The 15,764-nt window shown below is 68.1% G+C and carries 14 protein-coding genes; 8 read left to right on the top strand and 6 right to left on the bottom strand.

All coding sequences use genetic code 11. The annotated features are described in order from the left end of the window. Positions 1-110 precede the first annotated feature (110 nt). Positions 111-425 carry a hypothetical protein gene (locus tag AVL48_RS39940; RefSeq protein ID WP_244162423.1) on the bottom strand — a complete coding sequence of 105 codons (315 nt, stop codon included), beginning with the start codon at positions 423-425 and terminating at the stop codon, positions 111-113. Positions 426-509: 84 nt separating this feature from the next. On the opposite strand from AVL48_RS39940, the gene AVL48_RS05280 reads away from it, so the two are divergent. After that, positions 510-2,060, top strand: coding sequence for a DUF2075 domain-containing protein (locus tag AVL48_RS05280; protein WP_341865668.1), 1,551 nt, complete (start codon positions 510-512; stop codon positions 2,058-2,060). Positions 2,061-2,518: 458 nt separating this feature from the next. Here the strand turns inward: AVL48_RS05280 and msrA are convergent, their stop codons facing one another. Next, positions 2,519-3,013, bottom strand: coding sequence for a peptide-methionine (S)-S-oxide reductase MsrA (msrA, locus tag AVL48_RS05270; RefSeq protein ID WP_061984802.1), 495 nt, complete (start codon positions 3,011-3,013; stop codon positions 2,519-2,521). A gap of 109 nt (positions 3,014-3,122) precedes the next feature. Here msrA and AVL48_RS05265 point away from each other — a divergent pair, with 109 nt between their 5' ends. The 6 genes from AVL48_RS05265 to AVL48_RS05240 all read left to right on the top strand — a co-directional run bounded on the left by AVL48_RS05265 (position 3,123) and on the right by AVL48_RS05240 (position 12,938). After that, on the top strand, positions 3,123-3,449 hold the full coding sequence (locus AVL48_RS05265) for a hypothetical protein (protein ID WP_061984800.1): 327 nt from the start codon (positions 3,123-3,125) through the stop codon (positions 3,447-3,449). Positions 3,450-3,536: 87 nt separating this feature from the next. After that, positions 3,537-5,030: a TIGR02677 family protein gene (locus tag AVL48_RS05260; protein ID WP_061984798.1), complete on the top strand. Its 1,494-nt coding sequence runs from the start codon at positions 3,537-3,539 to the stop codon at positions 5,028-5,030. Continuing rightward, a complete protein-coding gene (locus AVL48_RS05255; RefSeq protein WP_061984796.1) occupies positions 5,027-6,259 on the top strand; it encodes a TIGR02678 family protein in 1,233 nt (410 codons plus the stop codon). Before AVL48_RS05260 ends, AVL48_RS05255 begins: the two co-directional genes overlap by 4 nt. Continuing rightward, positions 6,256-10,242 (top strand): TIGR02680 family protein, encoded by a 3,987-nt coding sequence (locus AVL48_RS05250; RefSeq protein ID WP_061984794.1) that lies wholly within the window; start codon positions 6,256-6,258, stop codon positions 10,240-10,242. Before AVL48_RS05255 ends, AVL48_RS05250 begins: the two co-directional genes overlap by 4 nt. Positions 10,243-10,706: 464 nt before the next feature. After that, complete coding sequence (locus tag AVL48_RS05245; protein WP_061984908.1) at positions 10,707-11,939, top strand: HNH endonuclease signature motif containing protein; 1,233 nt, start codon at positions 10,707-10,709, stop codon at positions 11,937-11,939. A 291-nt stretch (positions 11,940-12,230) separates the two neighbouring features. Beyond that, positions 12,231-12,938 carry a hypothetical protein gene (locus AVL48_RS05240; protein WP_061984792.1) on the top strand — a complete coding sequence of 236 codons (708 nt, stop codon included), beginning with the start codon at positions 12,231-12,233 and terminating at the stop codon, positions 12,936-12,938. 17 nt (positions 12,939-12,955) lie between these two features. On the opposite strand, the gene AVL48_RS38900 is transcribed toward AVL48_RS05240, so the two are convergent. Both AVL48_RS38900 and AVL48_RS05235 read right to left on the bottom strand, forming a co-directional pair. After that, on the bottom strand, positions 12,956-13,117 hold the full coding sequence (locus tag AVL48_RS38900) for a hypothetical protein (RefSeq protein WP_156515758.1): 162 nt from the start codon (positions 13,115-13,117) through the stop codon (positions 12,956-12,958). A 51-nt stretch (positions 13,118-13,168) separates the two neighbouring features. After that, positions 13,169-13,651 carry a DoxX family protein gene (locus AVL48_RS05235; RefSeq protein ID WP_061984906.1) on the bottom strand — a complete coding sequence of 161 codons (483 nt, stop codon included), beginning with the start codon at positions 13,649-13,651 and terminating at the stop codon, positions 13,169-13,171. 84 nt (positions 13,652-13,735) lie between these two features. Between AVL48_RS05235 and AVL48_RS05230 the strand changes: the two genes are divergently transcribed. Next, positions 13,736-14,296, top strand: coding sequence for a TetR/AcrR family transcriptional regulator (locus tag AVL48_RS05230; protein WP_061984790.1), 561 nt, complete (start codon positions 13,736-13,738; stop codon positions 14,294-14,296). Here AVL48_RS05230 and AVL48_RS05225 read toward each other — a convergent pair. Next, the gene (locus AVL48_RS05225; protein ID WP_061984788.1) at positions 14,287-15,054 is read right to left on the bottom strand and encodes an SDR family oxidoreductase; all 768 of its coding nucleotides are present in this window, start codon (positions 15,052-15,054) and stop codon (positions 14,287-14,289) included. The genes AVL48_RS05230 and AVL48_RS05225 overlap by 10 nt on opposite strands. A 111-nt stretch (positions 15,055-15,165) precedes the next feature. Continuing rightward, positions 15,166-15,720 carry a TetR/AcrR family transcriptional regulator gene (locus AVL48_RS05220; protein WP_061984786.1) on the bottom strand — a complete coding sequence of 185 codons (555 nt, stop codon included), beginning with the start codon at positions 15,718-15,720 and terminating at the stop codon, positions 15,166-15,168. Positions 15,721-15,764 lie beyond the last annotated feature (44 nt).

The following is a 15,764-nucleotide window of genomic DNA, read 5'->3' as shown; positions in this document are numbered from 1 at the left end:
TTCCGCAGGTCATCCGCAGTCTTGCTGACCGGCAAGCCACCCTCCCCAGGGCTGTTCCCGTCACTTGGCCCTCCACACTGTTGCGTGAAGGCAAGCATCACTCTAGCGGGTTATGATCGACAGCCGGGGAAGCATTCGAGCGACCCGCACGCCCAGGGGAGGGACGAGTGGCTCTTGTGCGCGGCGGCGCGGCCGATCTCTTGATCGAAGCTCGCGCGGGACACCTGCACAGCCGTTTGCAGGAGCAGGCCGGCTTCGTACTTGAGAGCAGGGTCGGGACCAGCGAGGTGGCTTCCTGGCGGAAAAGCCTGCCCATCCTGTTGGCGGATCTTGCGGACGCTGGCCTCGGCGACGTCGAAGTCCTTCTCGAGCATCAGTTGCCGCACAGCAAGCAGCGCATCGACGTCGTGCTTTGCGGTATCCATCCTCGTTCCGGCCAGAGTTCATTCGTCTTCATCGAACTGAAACAGTGGTCCAAGGCCGAGTCATACCTGTCCGAGGTGATCAATGTGCCCGGGCTTGACGGACGGCCCCTTCATCCGGCCGAGCAGGTCCACGGATACCGCCAGTACTTCGTGGACCACACCCCCGCGCTCGCGGATCGGCCCCAAGCGGTGCACGGCATGGCATACCTGCACAACGCGCGTCGACCCGACGTGGCCGGCCTCCTGCAGCACAACCCCAGTCCCGACGACCGTGTGTTCACCATGGACGACAAAGCGGCGATGGGCGCGCACCTCAACGCCGTACTCGATTCCTCGGTCACCAGGCGGGCCAACGTAGCGGTCGGCGACGAGTTCAGCGGCTTCTCTCACCGTCCCACCAAGCCGTTGCTGGAGCTGGCCGCGGCCGAGATCAAGGATCGCGAGCAGTTCGTTCTGCTGGACGAACAGAAGGTCGCGTACGAACTGGTGTTGCACGCCGTCGAGCGGTCCCGGGCGGCGCAGACGCGCACGGTCGTGATCGTCGAAGGCGGCCCAGGTTCGGGCAAAAGCGTCATCGCGCTGAGCCTGCTCGGCGAACTGGCTCGCCGAGGTCTCGCGGTACATCACGCGACCGGTTCGAAGTCGTTCACCATGACCATGCGCAAGTACGCGGGCCGTGGCAACACTCGAGTCCAGAGCCTTTTCAAGTACTTCAACGCCTACGTAGGCAGCGAGCCTCGCGAGCTGGACGTCCTCATCTGCGATGAAGCGCACCGTATCCGGGAAAAGGGCGTCGACAGGTTCACGAAGAAGGAGCGCCGCGAACGCGCCGACCGCCAGGTCAACGAACTCGTCAACGTGGCAACGGTCCCCGTTTTCCTTCTCGACGAACACCAGGTCGTGCGCCCAGGGGAAATGGGTTCTCTCAAGGAGATCTCCACCGCTGCCCGCGCGCTCGGGTGCGAAGTGGAGGTCGTCCGGCTACACGACCAGCTGCGGTGCGGCGGCTCGGTCTCCTACGACACCTGGGTCGCCAGACTGCTCGGCCTCGGTTCCGCCGAACCGCCGATTCCTTGGAGCAAACTGGCCGGGCCACTCGACGAAGGCATCACCTTGACCACCGCCGCATCACCCGAAGCGCTGGAATCCTGGGTACTGCACCAGCAGGCGCGACATGGTGGGGTCGGGCGGCTCGCGGCCGGTTTCTGCTGGCCGTGGAGCAATCCGGTCGAGACCTCCGATGGTCTTCGCCTGGTGGACGACGTCCGGATCGGAGCCTGGAAACGGCCGTGGAACGCCAAAGGCGACAAGACGGTGCCTGACGTTCCCGGTTCCAGCTACTGGGCGACGGACGAACGTGGTTTCGGGCAGGTGGGGTGCATCTACACCGCTCAGGGCTTCGAGTACGACTGGTCGGGCGTGATCTTCGGCAAGGACCTTGTCCGCCGTGACGGCATGTGGTGTCCGGTGCGCGAGAACTCCAGGGACTCCGAGGTCAAGAAGGCGGACGAACTGCATTTCGGCGCGTTGATCAAGAACACCTACAAGGTTCTGCTCACTCGCGGGATGCGCGGTACGGCCATCTTCTCGGAAGATCCCGAAACTCAAGAGTTCCTGGAAGAAATGACTCGGTAGCTTCTGTCAGTCGCCCACGGAGATCTCTACCGGCCCTACCCGTAGGACCCCGTCATCCAGCGGCACGCACCGCTTCCCGCCGCGCCCCCGCAAAGCCCGGAAAGTCCCAGCCGGGTAGACAACGTCCATCCAAGCGCACGGATTAGCGGGCCGATGGATCTCGAACCGCACCGGACCATCGCCAGAGTCCAGCGTGACGACAGAACCCCGCGGCAGAGCGTCCACGTCAAACCCCGACAGCACGATGTTCCGCCGAGCCAAAAGCGGGTCACCGGGTACGGAAGCCGAGAACAGCGTCACCGCGGCCGAGCGATGCGCGGGATGGTTGAAGTACCGGTCCCCCACCAGCCCCAGCCCCGCGCGCACCTCGACGAGGTCGTGCGAGACCGGAGCAGGGCGCGGCCCCGAAGAAGGACGGCCCTCGTACGCGTGCACGGATGAGACGTGCAGCGCGACGATCAGCGCTCGCCCAGCTGCCATTCCGGCCGCACGTAGTGGCAGGTGTAGCCGTTCGGGATGCGCTCCAGGTAGTCCTGGTGCTCGGGCTCGGCTTCCCAGAAGTCGCCGGCCTGGGTCACCTCGGTGACGACCTTACCGGGCCACTTGCCGGAGGCGTCGACGTCGGCGATCGTCTGTTCGGCGATCTGCTTCTGGGTGTCGTCGGTGTAGAAGATCGCCGAGCGGTAGCTGGTGCCGATGTCGTTGCCCTGGCGGTTGCGCGTCGTCGGGTCGTGGATCTGGAAGAAGAACTCCAGGATCTGCCGGTACGACAGCTTCGCCGGGTCGAAGACGATCTCGATCGCTTCGGCGTGCGAGCCGTGGTTGCGGTAGGTCGCGTTGGGCACGTCGCCACCGGTGTAGCCGACCCTGGTGGAGACGACTCCGGGGTGCCGTCGGAACAGGTCCTGCATACCCCAGAAGCAGCCGCCCGCGAGAACAGCCTTTTCCGTCACTGTAGATCTCCTCTGGTCGTTGACACCCAGTAGAACGCGCCAGGACGCCGCTGTCATCCCCGCCCAAGTGTGACGGAACGCTTACGTCGGCCCGCACGTCTCACCGGAGGTGAAGCTCCTCATCGCGGCTTTCGCCCTCCTGTCGGTCGGCTGCACCACGACCACGCCCGCCCCGTCGCCCGAGGAGGCCTTCCGGTTCGGCGGGATCTCGATGCCCGCGAGCGGGAAGGTGCTGGAGACGAAGTCCGACCGGGGTATCGACATGAGGTACCAGGTCGTCCTCACGCTTCCGGCGGAGGACGTTCCCGAGCTGCTCCGGGCGTCGAACTTCGCCCCCGGTGTCCAGGAGGACGACCGGCTCGTCAACGGTCGCCATGTCTACCGCAAGGTGAAGGTCGACGGCACGACCGTGCACCTCGAACTCTTCACGACCTGAGCACGCTGCGTGAAAAAGACGGTCCGTTCGGACTCGCCTGGGTGACCCCCTAACGTGTAGCTCCACGCACCATCCGCCGGAGGCCGCATGGATCCGATCCGTGTACCGCCCGAAATGTTCCGTTTCACCGACGGCAGCAGGTCCGGGCTTCCCCTGGCGATTCTGCACGCCTTCGGCGAGGCGAACGAGCGGCTCGAGACCGCCCTCGGCATCGACGACCTCCGCACGAGGCTGCGCGCGGTCGGCTGGCTGGAGACGCTGGACGACGACGAGCTGGTCAAGACGCTGGATCAGCTGCGGAGCCACGGCCAGCTCGACGTCGTCCAGAATCACGCGGGCGACTACCGGACGGCCTCCGAGTACGAGCGCCGGAACCTTCAGTATTCGCTCACACGCCAGGGTGAGGCGGCGTACGCGGGGATCGTTCGCGCGAACGAAGTGCTCAACTCCACCGGCGCGCTCCAGACAGCGACGCTCGACGCGCTGGGTGAGCGGCTCGGCGAGCTGGTGAAGCAGCTCGAAGACGGCACCGACAGGCGCGTCTTCAGCACGTTGTCCGAAGCCGAGAGTCACCTCGAAGCATTCCGCGACAACACGAAGCGGTTCAACGGCGACCTGCAACGCCTGCTGCGCGCCGAAGCCGACCTCTCGACGTTTCACGAGGTCAAGGCCTCCACGGTCGCGTATCTCCAGGGGTTCCTCAACGACCTGGAGCACCACACGCACGCCATCGCCACCCACATCAAGGAGATCGACGAGTACGGCGTCACGCTGCTGCACCGGCGCGCGCTCAACGGCGCTGCCCTTCCGCGCCCGGATCAGCGCTGGCTCGAAGTGCGCAAGGCCCGCTGGGACGGGCTCCGCGCGTGGTTTCTGTCCGAAGACGGCGCGACGCCGCGGGTCGAGGACCTGCATCAGGTCGCGCGACGGGCGATCATCACGCTCCTCCAGGTCCTGGACCGGATCACCGAATCGCGGCGGCGGGCGAGCAGCGCGGTCGCCGATTTCCGGGAGCTGGCGCGGTGGTTCACCGTCGTCCCGGCGCAGGAGGATCTGCATCGCCTGTGGTCGACGATGTTCGGGCTCAGCTCCGCGCGGCACGCGCATCTCGCCCACGCGGACCCCGAGGTGGTCAGCACGACGGCGTCGTGGCTCGACGCGCCTGCGGTCGAGGTCTCCGAGCTGCTCCGGTCCGCGGGCCGCACCGAGCGGTTCACCCGGACCGGCAGGGTCCGCGACGTCTCCGCGATCAGGGCGGCGAGAGCGGAAAGAGCGGTGGAAGAACGCGCCGAACTCGAAGCGGCGTGGAGCATGCTCGACACCGGCGGCGTGGTGCGGCTTTCGGCGTTCGAGAAGCTGGACCACACCGTTTTCGAGCGCCTCCTGGATCTGCTGGGGCAGGCGCTCGGCAGCACTCCCGGCACCGGCGGCGCCCGGCGGAGCACGACGTCCGACGGTCAGATCGAGATCATCCTGCGGCCGCCGCGGAACGGCGCGGTCGCGCGCCTGACCACGACGAGCGGCGTCTTCCGCGGACCCGACTACGAGATCGAGATCAGCACGGCCGGAGGCGGTGCGTGAGCCTGACGAACCAACTGGTCATCGCGGAGCGCGAAGAGGTCGCCCGCGGGATCCGGGCGATGCTGGCCACGCCGCTGATCGGCGAACGCGGCTCCCCGGAGACCTTCGACCTCGTCCGCCGCCGTCGCGAGCCCATCCGGCAGTGGTTCGACTACTACTGCGGCTGGACGCTCACCGTCGAACCCCGGCTCGGCTACGCCCGGCTGGTCAAGGTCCGCGCGGCCACCGATCCCAGCCGTCCCGCCCGGCGGCTGCGGTCCGGCCGCGCGCCGTTCGACCGGCGGCGTTACGTCCTGCTCTGCGTGGTGGCGGCCGAACTGCTCACGGTGCCGGTGACCACCATCGGCCTGCTCGCCGACCGCGTCGGCCGCGCGAGTGCCGCCGACGACCTCGTCACCACGTTCGACGTCGCCGCCAGGGCCGAGCGCATCGCGTTCGTGGACGTCCTCAAACTGCTGGAGTCCTTCGGGGTCCTGGACGTCGCCGACGGCGATCCGGAGTCCTTTGTGGACGAAGTGACGGCTAAGGTGCTGTTCCGGGTCGACGCGACGTTGCTGCTGCGGATGCTCGCGGCCCCGGTCGGGCCGTCGCAGCTCGCCGTGCCCGCCGACGACGTCGCGCTGCGGTTCGAGGAACTGCTGGACGCGGTGTCGCACGAGCAGCGCTACGGCCTCTCCTCGGGCCGCCACGAGGACACGCCGAACGCGTCCGACGTCCAGCGGAACCTATGGCTCCGGCATTCGGTCTTTCGCCGTCTCGTCGACGATCCCGTGCTGTACTTCGCCGAGCTGACCGCGGAGGAGCGCGCGTACCTCGCGTCGCCGACCGGACGCCAGTTGCTGCGGCGCGCCGCGGAACAGGGCGGATTCGTCCTGGAGGAGCGGGCCGAAGGGGTGCTGCTCGTCGACGTCGACGGGCTGGCCACCGACGAGAAGTTCCCGGACGACGGCAGCAACGCCAAGGTCGCCGCACTCCTGCTGCTGGACGCGCTCGACGAGCCGAGAACGACCGAATACCTGCAGAAGGCCACCGCGAAACTGCTGAAACGGTTCCCGCGCTGGGCCAAGACCTACCGCGGCAAGGACGGCGTGCGACGGCTGACCGTGGACGCGCTCGCGGTGCTGACCGGTTTCGGGCTGGTCCGCGTCGACGCCGAACTCGTCCGGCCGCTCCCGGCCGCCGCGAGATACACCGACCGGGACCCCGGCCGAAAAGAGGAGGCGACGTGACCGTGACGAGGTGGATCCCGTCCCGCGCGGGCATCCTCAACATCTGGCGCTACTACGACGAGATCTTCGAATTCCACGACGGGCGCCTGCTGTTGCGCGGCCCCAACGGGAGCGGGAAGTCCAAGGCGCTGGAGCTGCTGCTGCCGTTCCTGTTCGACGCGAGCCTGCGCGCCAACCGGCTGTCGACCTTCGGCACCAGCGAGCGCAGCATGCACTGGAACCTGATGGGCGAAGGCGCATCCGGCGCCACGCGTGTCGGGTTCGTCTGGCTCGAATTCCGGATGGGCGAGGACAAGTGGTTCACCTGCGGCGCGCGGCTGCAGGCGAGCACGCACACCAGCACGGTGCACGCCGACTTCTTCACCACCGGGCAGCGCGTCGGCGACGGTCTTCCGCTGGTCAACGAATCGGGTCAGCCGCTGACCAAGAATGCGCTCGAAGAGCACCTCGGCGAACGCGGCACGGTACACGCCGGCGCGGCCGAATACCGCACCGAGATCCGCACGAAACTGTTCCCCGGCTTGAGCGAGCAGCGCTACGACGCGTTGATCACCGCGCTACTCCAGCTACGGATGCCGAAACTCTCGCAGCGACTCGACCCGAGCCTGCTGTCCAACCTGCTGTCCCGCGCGCTCCCGCCGTTGGGGCAGCAGGAGATCGCGGACCTGGCCGAAGGATTCGAACGGCTCGACGCGCAGCGCGAACGGCTGGGTTCGCTGGAGACCGAGGTCGACGCGACCCGCGCGCTCGCGGCGCGGCAGAAGACCTACGCCCAGCGTGTCCTTCGCGCGGGTGCCGCGAACCTCATCGCCGTGACCACCGAACTCGACGAACTGGCCGCGGCCGCCCGCCGTTCGGCCGAGGAGTACGACGAGGTCGCCGCCAAGAAGGAGGCCGCCGAGAAACGCGCGGCGCGGCTCGAAAAGGACGTCGAAGAAGCCGAGGCCCGTCTTTCGGGGCTGACCGAATCCGAGTCGTACCAAAAGGGTCAGGAACTCGACAAGCTGCGGCAGCGGACCCGTTCCGCGCGCGAACAGGCGGAAACGCTCCGCGCGGACGCCGACCGGCTCCGGGCCGAAGCGGACGCCGACGAGGAACGGTCGCGCGCCGCGCGGCAGGTCGCGAAACGGCAGGCGGACCTCGTCCGCTCGCAGGAGACCGAGGTCCGTGCCGCCGCGACCCGCGCGAATCTGGCGGGGGTACACGACGAACTCGTCGCGGGACTGGACGAACCGGCCCGGCTCCGTCCGTTGCTGCAGGCCGCGATCCGCGGCAAACGCGACCAGGTCGAGGCCGTCGCGAAGACGCTGGACGAACACGAACGCGCCGTCGGCCGCCGTCACCAGGCCGAGGCGGATCTGGACCAGGCGAGGTCGGAGTTCTCGGCAGCGCAGGACAAACTGGATCTCACGACGGCCACTCGCGAACTCGCGCTGAGCGATCTGCGCACCAGGCTCGCCGAGTGGGCGATCGGCTGCCGCGAGCTGCGCTTCCCCGACGTGGAAGCGCTCGTGCGGGAGGCCGAAGCGGAAGCCGCGCTGCTGGACAAGGTCAGCGCGGTCGCCGAGACCGTGCTCGAAGACATCATCCGGCAGGAGGCGGCGACCGGCGCCGCGCTGGCCACCGTGCGCACCGAGCACGACGAACTCCTCGTCGAGGCCGGTGCGCTCGAAACGGAGGACGTCCTCGCCCCCGCGTCGCCGCGTACCCGGACGGCGGACCGGGCCGAGATGAGCGGCGCGCCGTTGTGGCGGCTTGTCGATTTCGCCGCCACCGTCGGCGAAGACACCCACGCCGGCATCGAAGCCGCGCTCGAGGGCGCCGGTCTGCTGGACGCCTGGATCAACTCCCACGGCGTCGTCGAGGGACATGACGTACTCGCGGAAACCGGGACGCTGCCGGTGGTTTCGGGTCGTTCGCTCGCCGACGTCCTGGTGCCGGAACCTGACGCCGAACTCTCCCCGGCGAAGATCCGGCGGGTGCTGGAGGTGATCGCGTTCGACGACACGCTGCCCGCGGGGCCGGCCGCGATCGGCGCCGACGGCAGCTGGCGGATGGGGAGCCTGGCCGGGAGCTGGGAGAAGAAGAGGGCCACCTACATCGGTTCCCCGGCTCGGCTGCACGCGCGAGAACTCCGGATCGCCGAACTGCGGGATGAGATTTCCGCCCGGGAGAAGACGATCGCCGAGCTGGAAGGCGATCTGGCCGGGCTGCGCGGCAGGCGCGAGCTGATCAAGATCGAACGCGCCGCTCGGCCCGGTCACGAAGATCTTCTTGCCGCGACTGGAGAATTGACCAGGGCGGAGGCCGACCTGACCGCCGCGGACACCGCCGTCCGGCAGCGCGAGGCGACCGTCTCCGCACTGGAGATCGAGGCCAAGACCGCCCTGCACGAGTTGACCGCACAGGCTTCGGAAAGCGGGCTGCCGACCGAACGCGCACCGCTGACCGCGCTCGCCACGGCGCTGCGCACCTACTCCGACCAGGGCGAGAACTGGTTGTACGAACACGGTGCCCTGCTCACCGCGACCCAGCGCGCCGAAACGTTCGCCGAACAGGCGGCACGCTCGGAGGCGAACGCCGCCCGGCGCGAGAAGGAGGCCGCCGAGGCGGAGGCCGAGCGCACCAAGCTCACCGCGATGCTGGAAGCGATCGAAGGCACCGCCGACACCGGCCAGCGCGAGGTGCTCGCCGAAATCGACGGCCTGCGCACGAAACTGCGGGAACTCGGCGACGAACTGCGCACCGCGAACCGGACGGTCACGGAGCTGGCCGTGCGGCTGGGCGCGCTCGGTGTCCAGCGCACGACCGACGCGCAGGCCCGCGAAGACGCCGCCGCCAAGCAGGACGCGGCCGCGCACCGGTTCCGGAAGCTCGCCACCGGCGTCTTCCCGGCGGACGGCGGGATCGAGGACCTGCCGAAGTTCCAGGCCACCCTGTCCGCGTCGGAAGGGGTGCGGTCCGCGCTCGATACGGCCCGCCTCGTCGCCGCGGCGTGGCCGTCCGTGCCGCACGCCCCGAGCAACCTCGGCGAGGCGTTGCACCGCCTTTCCGAGGCCGTACACACCTGCCGGAACACGCTCAGTTCGCGCGCGGAACTCGACCTGGAGACCGACGAAGACGTCCAGATCTTCACCGCCGTCGTCGACGGACTGCGGGTCGGCGCGGCCGAACTGCTGAAGATCCTGTACGCGGAGGCGGAACAGAGCAGGCACGAGATCACCGACCGCGAGAGCGACCTGTTCGACAAGACGCTGACCGGCGACACCCGCCGTCATCTCGCGGCCCGCATCCGGCAGGCCAACGACCTCGTCGACGGCATGAACGCGCGCCTGGAACGGGTGCGGACCGCGTCGCGGGTCGCCGTCCGGCTGGTGTGGCAGGTCTCCCCGGATCTGCCGCCGGGCACCAAGACCGCGCGGGATCTGCTGCTGAAGGATCCGGACCAGCTGAGGGCCGAGGACCGCGAATCACTGCACAAGTTCTTCCGTGAACGCGTCGAACAGGCGAAGGCGGACGACACCGCCACCAGCTGGGAGCAGCAACTCGCGCAGGTCTTCGACTACACCTCGTGGCACCGGTTCGTGGTCAAGGTGGACCGCGCCAACGGGGCGGGCTGGCAGCTGCTGACGAAGAAACTGCACGGCGCCCTTTCCGGTGGGGAGAAAGCGATCGCGTTGCACCTGCCCCTGTTCGCCGCCGTCGCCGCGCACTATCAGGCCGTGCCCGAGGCACCGAGGGTGATCCTGCTCGACGAGGTGTTCGTCGGCGTCGACACCACCAACCGGGGGCAGGTGTTCGGGCTGCTGTCCGCGCTCGACCTCGACCTGATGCTGACGTCGGACCACGAATGGTGCACCTACGCCGAACTCAGCGGCGTCGGGATTCACCAGCTCATCACCGGCGGTGACGGCGACGACGCGGTGACCACTGCCCGGTTCACCTGGAACGGGCACGACCTCCACCCCGCCGAACCGGGTTAGCCTGAGCGGTCGAAAGCCGGGCGCGGCAGGGCTTTCCGCGCTTCGTCCTTGTGCGGCGCAGGATGGGTTCACGCCGATGGCGCCCACGGCAGTGTGGATGCAGGTGCTGAGCGATGCTCGCCATCGGCGCCGACGACGACGTGCTGTCGACTACCCGCTTCCGCTGGGGCCGCGGTTGGTGCCCGTGTGCATGAAGGAATCGGGACGTTGAGTGTCCCGATTCCTTCATGAACAGGCCGGGTCGACCTGGTCCGGCCGTGTCGTCGTTGCCGTCGCCACAGAATGGCGATGGAATCCGCGGCCACAAACCACGACAGGGTGCGACTTACCGCCGCGCGCCACGTTGCCTCATCCCTCAACTCCCCGTTGCCGGAAATCGGCGACGCTTCGCGGCGGCCGCGTGATCGGAAATTGTCGGTGGTCGATCGTATGTTCGTGGCGTGGACACTTATCAGGCTGCGCCGGTGGCCCTTCTCGAAGAACTCACTGATCCTGATCTTTTGGAGTTGGTCAATGCTTCGGTAGATTCGTTGGACGACAAGGATTCCGTGGCTGTCGCGAAGGCGGCGTCGGCGGGGATCGCGCGACTGGAGGCGGTCCGGTTCCGGGCGCCGGCTCAGCTGAACCGGCATCGTGGGGGTGCGGGAAGTGTCGTGCAGGAGGTCGCGTTGGAGTTGTCTCTTGTGGACAGTCACGCGGGTTCGATGGTCGCCGCCGCTGAGGCGTTGATGACGCGGCTACCTCGCACGCTGGCGTTGATGGATCAGGGGAAGCTAAGTGGTTTCGGTGCGATGAAAGTGGTCGCGGCGACGGCGTGGTTGTCGGAGGAGAACGCGCGTGCCGCGGATGCGGTGTTGGAGGATCGGTTGCCGGGCCGGAATGCCGATCAGATCCGGAAAGCGGCGAATCACGCGGCGATCACCGTCGACCGGGATGGTGCGGACAGGCGTGCTCGGCGGCATCGGGAAGGTCGCCGTCTTACCCTGCGGCAGGGCGAGATGGGGGTGGCGTCGATCGAGGTCGAAGACGGCCCGGTGGAGAAAGTCACCGCCGCCTACCGCCGGATCGACCGCGAAGCCCGTGCGCTGCGGAAAAGCGGGGAGACCCGGACGCTGGACCAGCTGCGTGCTGATATCGCACTCGATCTGCTGCTCGGCGGACAGGGCGGGGCGAATGAACGCACCGAGGTGTTCCTCTATATGGACCTGTTCACCTACCTCGGGATGAACAACGATCCGGCGGAACTGGCCGGGCATGGCTCTATCCCGGCGGGGCTGGCACGGCAGATCGCGACGGGGCCGGACACGGTGTTGCGGCGGATCATCACTGATCCGTTGTCGGGGCAGGTGCTGGATTTGGGGCGGGATCGGTATCGGCCGTCGGCGGGGTTGGGTGAGTTTGTGCGGGTGCGGGATCGGGAGTGCCGAAGACCCGGCTGCCATCGTCCCGCGCAGGCCTGCGATCTGGACCATGTGGTGCCGTGGCAGTTCGGCGGCCACACCAACGCCGAGGAGCTGGTCGACCTGTGCCGCCGCGATCACCGGCTCAAAGACGAACCCGGCTGGACCTACCGTCTCGCGGCTGACGGGACGTTGACCATCACCACCCCGACCGGGCACGGCTACGACAGCACACCACCACCGCTCCACGAGCCCCGCACGCAAAGCCCTTTGACCGACGAACCGCCGCCGTTCTGAGCCCCGTCGCCGGGAAACGGCGACAGCTCCAACAGGGCATTGGTGACTAGAGGTGCCGGCTTCCGACCAGATAGGCCTCTCCTAAGACACCGGGGGAGCGTCCCGTCGCCGGATAACGACGACAGCTTCGGCGCGCTCGAAGACGCGTCGGTTCTCGACCAACGGGTGTATCCGTCGCCGGGAAACGGCGACAGCCCCACCGGACGGACACCAGTCCACCCACGGTCTGAGCCGCCGGAGTCCGACCGCGGGCCGATCCGCGCGGACGCCCGAGTCGGCAGGCTTCCCGGTATGGAAACCGACTACGTCTTCCCCGGCCGCCGCGTCGCCGCGGTCTCGATGGTGCTGGGTCCGATTCTGCTGCTCACCGGAACGCTGCTGCGCGCGCGGTTCGACTTCTTCTTCCCCAGCCAGCTCAGGGCGATGAGCGAACACCCCGGGCTGATGACCGCCGCCTACACCTGTTTCCTGGCGGGCACGGTCCTGCTGTGGCCCGCGATCGTCGCGCTCGCCACGAAGATCGGGCGGAGCAGACCGGCGCTGGCCGCGTGGGCCGGCGTCTTTGTCCTCATTGGACTGTTCGAGCGGACCTTCCACGCCGGGATCGACCAGGCCGCGTTGGGCCTCGCCGAACGTCGCGGCGCCGGCTTCGCCGAGAGCGTGGTCAGCGAGTCGTATCAGGACCTGCACCTGTTCAGTTTTCTTTCGTTCACCATCTTGTTCGGCTGGTATCTACTCGCCTTCGCCGCCTATCGGGCGAAAGTGCTCGGCATCGTGCGGTCGATAGCGCTGGCCACGATGGGATTTCTGCCGCTGGGCGTGCTGAAGGGAACCGAAACCATGTCGATCATCGGCACCGCCGGACTTTGTGTCGCGTTGGTTCCGACCGGCATCCGAGCATTACTGGAAAGTCCCAAACCGAACCGGAAGACGGTGTGGTTGACGGCATTGGCCATTCCGGCACTGGGCGCGCTCGCTTTCGCGAGCACCATGGGGTGAAACCTCCCGTGCGGCCTTCAGGCCAGCCGTACGGGCGTTTTCTCTTTTCTGTCACCGGATTCGTGATCGTGCCCCGCCGGGAGACAGCCCATCAGCAGTACGAGACCGACCGCACCGAGAAGCATGTGCCCGGCGAGGATGCACAGCCCACAGAATCCGATCCACAATGAGATCTTCATTCCCAGATGGTAGGGCCGTTTTCCAGTACCGGGCCCGAACTTGGGAAAGACTTAAGGTCTCCTTTGGGCAAAGGGACTGTTCGGCACGTAATGCGCGACCACCGATACCGTCGCGGCCAGGAAGACGACCTGCATCAGGCTCCGCGGCACCAGTTCGCCCATCGTCGAAGTCACCGGCCCGTTCAGGGCTTTGTACACGTTCGCCGGGAACATCCCCAGCAGCAGGACGGTCAGCCCGCCTGCCGCCCACGGCGCCGTGCGCGACCACAGCACTCCCGCGGCGCCCGCCAGTTCGAGGACACCGGTGACGGTGACCAGCAACTCGGGTGCGGGCAACGCGGGCGGCACCATCGCGACGAGTTCTTCGCGCATGCCGATGAAATGCGCGAGTCCGGTGGTGACGAAAAGTGCCGCGACGCCGCCGCGCACGGCCACCGGCCAGGGCCGCAAACGTCGCACGCCCGCCACCCCGAGCAGGAACAACGTCGCCGTGACGACGACCAACATGAGGACGGGAACGAGACCGGGATCCATGACCGAAGCCTTCCTGACGGTGAAACTTTCCACTGACAAGATGCGTTGTTGCACCCTATCTTGTCAATGACTAGATTCGTCGGCATGAGTCCGTACCACCATGGCGACCTCCGTCGGGCCGTCCTCGACGCCGCCATCGCGGCCATCACCGAACACGGCCCGGCGGGGGTCAGCCTCCGCGACCTGGCGCGGCGCGCGGGTGTCTCCCATGCCGGTCCGGTGCACCACTTCGGCGACAAGGCCGGAGTGCTCACCGCACTGGCCGCCGAGGGGTTCGGACTCCTCGCGGACGCCCTCGCCGCCGCCGAAGAGCGCACGCGCGACTTCGTGGAGGTCGGGGTGACCTACGTGCGGTTCGCGATCAAGCACCGCGCGCATTTCGAGGTGATGTTCCGGCCCGAACTCCACCGCGAGGACGACGTGGCGCTGGTCGCCGCCCGCGACCGCGCGGGTGACCTGCTGACCAGCGGCGCGTCGTCGGTCAGCGACGACGCGATGGCGGGAGTCGCCGCGTGGTCGCTGATGCACGGTTTCGCGAATCTGTGGCTCACCGGCGCCCTGCGCGCCGAGCATCTCGAGGATCCGGACACCGCCGCCCGCGCGATCGCCCGGATCCTCTTTCCCGGGCCCTCGGCTCAGACCTGACAGGTGGGCATCACGGTGACCTGCTGGAGGTTCACCCGCGCCGGAAGCGAGGTCAGGAACGCGACGGTCTCGGCGATGTCGTCCGGCTCCAGCCAGGTCAGCGTCTCGCGCACGCCGTCCAGCCATTCGAGCGCGCCGGCGTCGGTGACGTGGCCTTGCAGCTCGGTCTTGACCAGTCCGGGCTCCACCGCCGCGACCCGCACGCCCTTCGGGCCGAGGTCCGCGCGAAGGTTCTTCGACAGGTGCGTGACGAAAGCTTTCGACGCGACGTAGACGGCGAAGGACGGGAAAACGGCCTGCGCGCCGATGGACGAGGTGTTCACCAGGTCGGCCACGCCCTTTTCATCCGCCGAAGCGACCAGCTGTGGGACGAAGGCACCGATCGCGTTCATCAGGCCCGACATGTTGACGTCGATCATGCGCTGCCAGTCGCCGGTCGCGAGTTCGTCGATCGGCGCGGCCAGCATCACGCCGGCGTTGTCGAACAGCAGGTCCGCGCGGCCCAGTTTCGCTTCGACCTCGGCCGCCGCGGCCCGCATCGCGTCGGCGTCGGCGACGTCGGCCGCGAGCACCAGCGCGGTACCGCCGTCCTGCTCGATCTCCTTGGCGAGCGTCTCGAGCTTGTCGGCCCGGCGGGCGATGAGCGCGACCGCCGCACCGGAGGCGGCGAGCCGCCGTGCGGTCGCCTCGCCGATGCCGCTGGACGCGCCGGTGACGACGGCGACCCTGTTCGCGTGCCGTGCCGGGGAGTTCGTCATCTCTGTCTCTCCTAAGTGGACTCGTTGTCGCGTTCTGAGTCCAGGAAACCCGCTAGGGCGGAGAGGTGGAACGGTCTGTTCGACCTAGGTCCGGCAGTACCAGCCAGGACCTCAGGTCGCGAGCGCGCCCAGCACGAGAGCGGCGTGCTTGCGCCAGACGTCATCGCCCTGCGACGAGGTCAGTTCGACGATCCGGCCGAGCGCGAGGATCTGCAGGCCGATGTCGGCGGAGGTGATCCCGGCCCGCAGGCGGCCCTCCCGGTGCGCGCGTTCGACCAGGCCATCGAGGCTCTCGGCGAGGTGCGCCCGGCAGGCTTCGAGGGCGCCTTCGGTGACGGTGAGCCCGTCGAGGAACGCGCGGTGACGGGCCATCATCGCCAGGGTCCGCTCGACGAACAGGCCGATCCCTTCCCACGCGTCCTCGGCGGCCTTCGCGCGCTCGGAGACGGCTGTCCATTCGGCGACGTCCTCCGCCAGCACGGCTTCGACCAGGTCGTCCTTGGTCGGGAAGTGCCGGTACAGGGTGGCGACGCCGACGCCCGCCCGCCGCGCGATCTCCCGGACGTCGGTCGCGAGACCGCGTTCGGCGAAGGACTCGCGCGCGGCGTCCAGCACCTGTGCCCGGTTCCGCGCCGCGTCCCAGCGCTGACGTCGCGAAGTGGTCATGTCGATGATCCTAGCTGTTCCGGAACGAATGTTTCGGATACAGT

The sequence above is a fragment of the Amycolatopsis regifaucium genome (assembly GCF_001613935.1).
Classification (GTDB): Bacteria; Actinomycetota; Actinomycetes; order Mycobacteriales; family Pseudonocardiaceae; genus Amycolatopsis; species Amycolatopsis regifaucium.
The sequence above is the reverse complement of the archived record's forward strand: the minus strand, read 5'-3'. Positions and strand labels throughout refer to the sequence as shown.